Origin of the sequence: Scytonema sp. PCC 10023, from assembly GCF_963920835.1 — a bacterium.
Taxonomy (GTDB): domain Bacteria; phylum Cyanobacteriota; class Cyanobacteriia; order Cyanobacteriales; family Nostocaceae; genus Kalymmatonema.
The window spans coordinates 40834-47521 of record NZ_CAWUDP010000077.1; the positions used below are offsets into that span (position 1 = coordinate 40834).

A 6688-nucleotide genomic window follows, 5' to 3' on the forward strand; every position below is an offset into this window, starting at 1 on the left:
TGATTCTTCCCTCTTTCCTCTTCATTCTTTGCCAAGCTGTTGGCGAAAGGCTAACCAAGCTGCTGTGGCTTGTGGATCAGGAGTTGCAGCGCGCTTCAGTAAAATGACGCCATCCCTAAAGTCAATAATTCCATATTCCTGAGTCTTCGTCAGCTCGTCAATCTGTTGTGCAAGTTCCCGTAAAAGATTACGCTCTTCCTTAAATGCTGGTTGATACTGTTGCAACTGCCAAAGGTCTGCGATCGCATAATCTACTTTTATCACCTGGCGTGCATCGTTTCGCAGTTCCAGTGCAGGTAAGCGAATAATTTCGCGGCGACTGGAAAGATGAGGGACAAGGTAAGTGGTTGCAGAGACGCTAGCATCTGGTGGAATTTGTGCAAGCATTGGGCGAAACTGGGATACATGACGCCATTGTTGAGGCAAAGACACATACACCAAAGGATTAAACGAATCTGGTAAGAGAAAATAAAATGCTCTATTTAAGCTAGAACTGCTGGAAGTAAAGGAAAATAATAAAGAAAGACTAATACAGGCTATCCAAAAACGGCGAAATGAGAGTTTAAATCTTTTTGGATGCTGTGACCACCAAAGAATTGCCCCGTAAAATAGTCCAGGAACCACAGTCAAAGCATAGCGAACATTGATTGCTAGCACCGTCTCTCCCTGTCCTAAAAAGAGTTTTAGCAGAGGGAAGCCAGCTATCATCCAAGATGCAGGAGCAATAGCAGGCACAAACGCCAACGGTAACCATTGACCGAGTAAATACTTGATTGTCCGGTCTACAGGTGTAACCAATTCTACAATAAGTCGCCAAGGGTTGCTAATCATCCCCCAAATAATTTCCAAGGTAGAAGCTTCATCGCCATCCGCAAATTGCCCAAACCGTTCTAACATAAACCGCCGTGAAATATCCTCAGAGAACAGCGGCATAATTGCATTGGTGAGGAGCAACATATAACCAAAGCTGAGAGTGCAAGCAGCCAGTCCAGCGCGGGGAAAGCGTTTGCTCAAAATCATGTAAACGCCAACACCGAATAAATTTATACCAGCATCTTCCCGAACTAGCAAAATCAAAACTGCTAGCACCCAAAACAGCCACCACCAGCGCTTTTCCATTGCCAGTAACAAGCCAAAGACAAACAACGGAATTTGGCTAATGTCATGAAAGTTACTGAAGGTGGGACCAAGAACAGCGTTGGCGGTGTAAAAGCTGAGAGTCAGCATTACGGCTAATGGTGGTTGCACATACAGTCGTGCTAGCACATACAAAACCAAACCAGCCGCAGTAATAAATATAACCTGTAGAACAGCAAGAGTTGCAGGAGAAGGAAACAATGCATATATTGGTAACCAAAGTAACAACGCTGGAGTAAAGTGTTGACCAAGTCTGTGATAATAAACTGTGGCAACTTCTCCAGCGTGAACAACATTGGTGGAAAGGCTTGAAGAAAGCGAACTTTGAAAGAATCGACCGTGAAGGTTATTCCAAAAAACTTGGTTAAAAATTCCTTGGTCGAAAGAGGCGTAGAAACTGTAGTAACGATTTAAGGTAATTATTAGACAAAGGACAAAGAACACTGCTACCAGTGGTAACACCTTACCAGTAGTGCTTGCCCCCAAGTTTAATGGGATTATTCGCAGCTTTTTTCGTAATTTTGACAACATTACTCACTTACCCTGGTTTAGGTAAACGGGGGAAAAACTTTATTGTAGAACCTTGATTTCCACACACTCTAGCAGGGATTTGAAGTTTGACCAAACTAAGGGTGTAAGAGTGTAGGGTGTAGGGTGTAGGGGTATGGGGGGAAGAAAGAGGTTTTCTTTTTGGTACACCTTACCCCCGTAACAGATGGGTACAAGCCCGCAGGTTCTCACATCCCCTACCCCCTTATCCCCTTACCCCCGTAACCCCCTAATTGTTGACGCAAAGACGCTTCTACAAACGCGCCATATTAAAAGAATTCCCTGATTCAGTGGCAGGTCATACCCGCGTAATTGCACAATGAATGCAGTTCCTCATTGTTCCTCCCTCACAAATGCAGACCCTACTTGCTGACGTTCAAAATGTGCTTTCTGACCTACTTAAGCGCTATTCATCCCGTGTAGATTATCTGATGATTCGCCTTGAAGAAGCCGAAGGAACTGATATCTTGTTGCGTGGCGACAAAGTAGAAACCCTCAGCGAAGGTATTTCCATTGGTGGACAGATTCGCGCCTGTTACAAAGGTGGATGGGGGTTTAGTAGCTTTAACCAGCTTTCGACGATTAGCGATCGCATTGAAGAAGCGATCGCCGCAGCCAAGATTGTTGGCGAGGAAGAAACTATCCTCGCACCAATTGACATAGTGCAAACAATATGCAATATTCCATTGACTGGAACTGATCCCCGGCAAATCTCGCTGAAAAAGAAAAAAGAATTGTGCGATCGCTACACAGAATTACTCAAAAGCATTGACAGCCGCATTACCACCACCTCTGTCCGCTATGAAGACAGCGCCCAAAGGGTTATCCTTGCTACCAGTGAAGGCAGTTTCATCGAGCAATCTTGGGTGGATATGGAAATGCGCTTTGCCGCCACAGCGAGAAACGGCGAAACTGTGCAAACTGGACGGGAAACCACTGGTTCGCGCAAAGCCTTTGAAGATTTAATTGGTTTGGATGAACAAGTCAAAGACGCAGCAAAAAGGGCAGTTGCAGCTTTATCTCTGCTATCGGTAAAAGGTAATACTTACACTGTGGTGATTGACCCCATTCTCACAGGGTTATTTGTTCACGAAGCCTTTGGGCATCTTTCCGAAGCAGACATGGCTTATGAAAACCCGGATCTGTTAGAAGTGATGACCATCGGGCGGCGGTTTGGTCCCAAAGAATTGCAGATTTTTGATGGTGCTGCGCCACAAGGACATCGTGGCAGTTATTTTTATGATGATGAAGGTACAGCTGCAACCACAACCAAACTCATTGAAGATGGGATTTTGATCGGACGTTTGCATTCCCGCGAAACTGCTGGCAAATTGGACGAAGCCCCAACGGGCAATGCACGATGTCTCAGTTATCACTATCCTCCGATTGTACGGATGACGAATACCTGGATTGAACGGGGGAACACGCCTGTTGCGGATTTATTCGGCGGTATCAAAGAAGGAGTTTATGCCTGTAACTGGTTAGGTGGAATGACGAATGGGGAAATGTTCACCTTTAGCGCTGGGGAAGCGTGGATGATTAGAAACGGCAAAATTGCCGAACCAGTAAAAGATGTGACGCTTTCAGGGAATGTTTTTCAGACTTTGGCAGATATTGAGGCGATCGGCGATGACTTTTATTGGGATGAGTCCGGTGGTTGCGGGAAGGGTGGACAAAATGGCTTAGCTGTAGGTTGCGGTGGTCCCAGTTTGCGAATTCGTGACGTAGTTGTGGGGGGAGAAGTCGCTTAAAGCAGTAGTGAGGACTTTAGTCCTCTTCCACTCAAGCAAGGACTAAAGTCCTCACTACGAACTTATCTCTCGCTCCCATGCTCTGCATCTCTCGCTCCCATGCTCTGCATGGGAGTGCCATACAGGAGGCTCTGCCTCCCATAATAATTATATTGAGGCAGTGAGGCAGCAGCACACATTTATCCATCCCCTGGTTCTGCCAGGGAACGAGGAAGGTGAATTATGGTGACAACGGCAACACCCGCAGAAACTAGGACAATACTATCAAACATCAGCTGGCAAACATTCAAAACCATGTTGATGGAGATGGGTCAAGAGCGGAAAAACCGACTTGCTTATGACAATGGAATATTAGAAATTATGACACCACTGATGCCGCACGAAAATTCTAACCGTTTGATTGAAGTTTTTGTTGGGGTATTGTGTGAAGAGTTCGACTTGGAGATTAAACGTGCTGGTTCACTGACCTTAACACGAGATAATGTAGAACGCGCAAGTGAGCCAGATAGCAGCTACTATATTCAGAATGAATCTCTAGTTCGGGACAGAGAAAACATAGATTTAGCAATTGATCCACCACCAGACTTAGTGTTAGAGGTGGAATACTCCAAACCCAAAGTAGATAAGTCAAAAATTTACGCAGCAATTGGTGTACCAGAATTCTGGCGATACAACGGCAATGTATTGCGAATTTACAGACTTCGTGATGGTGAATACACAGAAGTTCAAACTAGCCCCACCTTCCCCCCTGTGCAAGTGAAGGAAATTCCCCGTTTTATTCAAGAAACGAAAAAGAATGGAGAAATGGCAACAACCCGCGCTTTTCGTGCTTGGGTAAAGCAGCAAATTGCTTCGTCAACAAAACAATAATTGATGGGGAGGGTGCGCTCTTTTCGCGGGTGGGGAATCTGTCGCAAACATTTTTTGAATCGCTATAACCCAATACCGTTCAGAAACACAATGTTGAACTCTCGGATGGCGCGTCTCTACAAACGTGATTTTTTACACATCAACCTTAACTGAACCGTATTGCGGTATAACCCTGCGGAAATTCGTAGTGAGGACTTTAGTCCTCTTTACCGACAAAGCAAGGACTGAAGTCCTTACTACAAAGAAGTTTTATTATCGGCAATTAAGCGAACATGATATGAAATCTCGTTTCCAGGTTGTAGCTGGAAATGCGGTTTAAGCGGCTCTACCGCAAGTAAGGAAGGCAAGAGCCTTCCAGTATGCATTCCCAGCCTCAGGCTGGGAACGAGGCAAGAAAAACAAATTATAATATTTAACTATCTAGAAGTGAATTGCTTTCCTGCTGGTCTAACCAAGTCACTAAATCACCTATTGATGACATTCTAAAAAGCGCTCTACCTAAAGCTTCTAGCTGTTCTTTATTGAAAACTTGAACTCGCTCAAAAATTGACGAATCAATTTCACCAAAGCGTTCATCAAGTAAAGACAGACAGAATCTAAGTGCTTCTTTTTGTTCTCCCTTCTGCAAAATATCCTGATAAATGACCGACTCTTGCATAACATCCTCGCTCAAAAATTGACGAATCAAGTTTTTCTCAAATTTCAAACCTGCTAATATCCCTGTATAAGCTGCAATATTCTGCCTCGTCTCTCTATCCGAAATTCTAGCAACACTCTGGGCAACCTGCGATAATAACGCTTGGGGTGAGTTTGTTCGCGTTAACGGCGCTAACGGTAATAGTGCAGGATTGTTGAGGAATTGCACTGAATCTTGTTCCCACATCCGCAAAACGCGGTAGCGATGAGTTGTCGTTTCACTGCGATATTCTTCGGTGAATGCTATTTCGTCATTTGTCTGTTGTAAAAAAATGACCACCTGCGTGACAGGGACTTTATACTGACGGATTAATCTAACAGAATAATCCAACATCCGAAAAGAAATCGGTGTATTAGACCTTGTTATGGTTTGAAATTCGATGTGTAAAATGCGGTTTTCTGTTTGCAGAAATGTCAAGGAATCAGCGCGAATTGGTTCAATGCTCAATTCTGTTTTTAAGACTTCGATGGTTCGTGGTTCGACTGCTAACAACCAACGCGCAAAATCCGTTGGATATTTTTCAGCTAAGATTTTACAGACGTTGTCGTAGCTCACAAATTAAAATCCAATTGACAATGATAGTTGGTAGGGTGTGTTATGCCGCAGGAATCGCGCACCATCCGAGATTTGGGACGTTGGTAGGGTGTGTTATGCCGTAGGAATCGCGCACCATCAGAGATTTGGGACGTTGGTAGGGTGTGTTATGCCGTAGGAATCGCGCACCATCAGAGATTTTGGACGTTGGTAGGGTGTGTTATGCCGCAGGAATCGCGCACCATCCGAGATTTTCGGTGCGTTAGGACTCATGTCCATAACGCACCCTACCAGATGAAAGTTTCAAAGTCGAGAATGTTGCAATCTATCAATGCATAAGTTGATTTCACCAACACCTATAAACAATAGAGAAAACCAACAACTCAGGCTAACCTCAGATTATGATACAACCATCAACGCCTAAGCCTTAATTCCACTGCTTGCAGCATCACCCCCTCTTCCTGGCTGTGTCCCCCATGCTGAAAACTCCCCGCCAAACCAGAAAGTCTCCCTTTCTCCTTTTCCCTGTCACTCTTTTGCTTGTTCTTCTCCTCTGGCTGCCTTGGGTGAGTGCGGAAGAAGAACCCAAGCCAAAGCCGCAACCTTGGCAGATTGACGGTATAATGGCTGCGCTTGAAGATGATCTTCCTAGGGTAAAGCAATATGCTCTGGACAAATTGACGGAATATGATCTGCAAAATTTGAAATCTGTGGGGAGGGAACCGGAGGATATTGCTAAGAAAGCTGCCGACATCCTCAAGGATGAAAAGGTAGACGCTGACGTTCGTGCCAAAGCGGCTGAGGCATTGGGCAACTTCGGGCAAGCGGCAGCAAAATACGTTCCAGACATCCTCAATATCCTCAAGGATGAAAAGGTTTTCGCTTACGTTCGTGCCAAAGCGGCTGAGGCATTGGGCAACTTCGGGCAAGCGGCAGCAAAATACGTTCCAGACATCCTCAATATCCTCAAGGATGAAAAGGTTTTCGCTTACGTTCGTGCCAAAGCGGCTGAGGCATTGGGCAACTTCGGGCAAGCGGCAGCAAAATACGTTCCAGACATCCTCAATATCCTCAAGGATGAAAAGGTATACGCTTACGTTCGTGCCAAAGCGGCTGAGGCATTGGGCAACTTCGGGCAAGCGGCAGCAAA

At 45.2% G+C, this 6688-nt stretch carries 6 protein-coding genes; 3 read left to right on the forward strand and 3 right to left on the reverse strand.

Annotation, left to right across the window (positions count from 1 at the left end; genetic code table 11):
- Positions 1-21: 21 nt before the first annotated feature.
- Entirely contained in the window at positions 22-1668 is a 1647-nt protein-coding gene (locus tag ACM0OZ_RS34685; RefSeq protein ID WP_414587375.1) for a DUF2079 domain-containing protein, read from the reverse strand.
- A 371-nt stretch (positions 1669-2039) separates the two neighbouring features.
- Between ACM0OZ_RS34685 and ACM0OZ_RS34690 the strand changes: the two genes are divergently transcribed.
- Entirely contained in the window at positions 2040-3437 is a 1398-nt protein-coding gene (locus tag ACM0OZ_RS34690) for a TldD/PmbA family protein (RefSeq protein ID WP_414587376.1), read from the forward strand.
- A gap of 222 nt (positions 3438-3659) precedes the next feature.
- Positions 3660-4307, forward strand: coding sequence for a Uma2 family endonuclease (locus ACM0OZ_RS34695; protein ID WP_414587377.1), 648 nt, complete (start codon positions 3660-3662; stop codon positions 4305-4307).
- A 412-nt stretch (positions 4308-4719) separates the two neighbouring features.
- Here the strand turns inward: ACM0OZ_RS34695 and ACM0OZ_RS34700 are convergent, their stop codons facing one another.
- Together ACM0OZ_RS34700 and ACM0OZ_RS34705 are read right to left on the reverse strand one after the other, a co-directional pair.
- A complete protein-coding gene (locus ACM0OZ_RS34700; RefSeq protein WP_414587378.1) occupies positions 4720-5559 on the reverse strand; it encodes an Rpn family recombination-promoting nuclease/putative transposase in 840 nt (279 codons plus the stop codon).
- Between the two features lie 117 nt (positions 5560-5676).
- Positions 5677-5817, reverse strand: coding sequence for a hypothetical protein (locus ACM0OZ_RS34705; RefSeq protein WP_414587379.1), 141 nt, complete (start codon positions 5815-5817; stop codon positions 5677-5679).
- A 197-nt stretch (positions 5818-6014) separates the two neighbouring features.
- Here ACM0OZ_RS34705 and ACM0OZ_RS34710 point away from each other — a divergent pair.
- On the forward strand, positions 6015-6688 hold a 674-nt coding region (locus ACM0OZ_RS34710; RefSeq protein ID WP_414587380.1), incomplete at its 3' end, for a HEAT repeat domain-containing protein.

Excerpts from the sequence above, each read along its gene's own strand:
- ACM0OZ_RS34690 (WP_414587376.1), top strand. The coding sequence starts at position 2,040 with ATGCAGACCCTACTTGCTGACGTTCAAAATGTGCTTTCTGACCTACTT.
- ACM0OZ_RS34705 (WP_414587379.1), bottom strand. The coding sequence starts at position 5,817 with ATGGACATGAGTCCTAACGCACCGAAAATCTCGGATGGTGCGCGATTC.
- ACM0OZ_RS34695 (WP_414587377.1), top strand. The coding sequence starts at position 3,660 with ATGGTGACAACGGCAACACCCGCAGAAACTAGGACAATACTATCAAAC.
- ACM0OZ_RS34685 (WP_414587375.1), bottom strand. The coding sequence starts at position 1,668 with ATGTTGTCAAAATTACGAAAAAAGCTGCGAATAATCCCATTAAACTTG.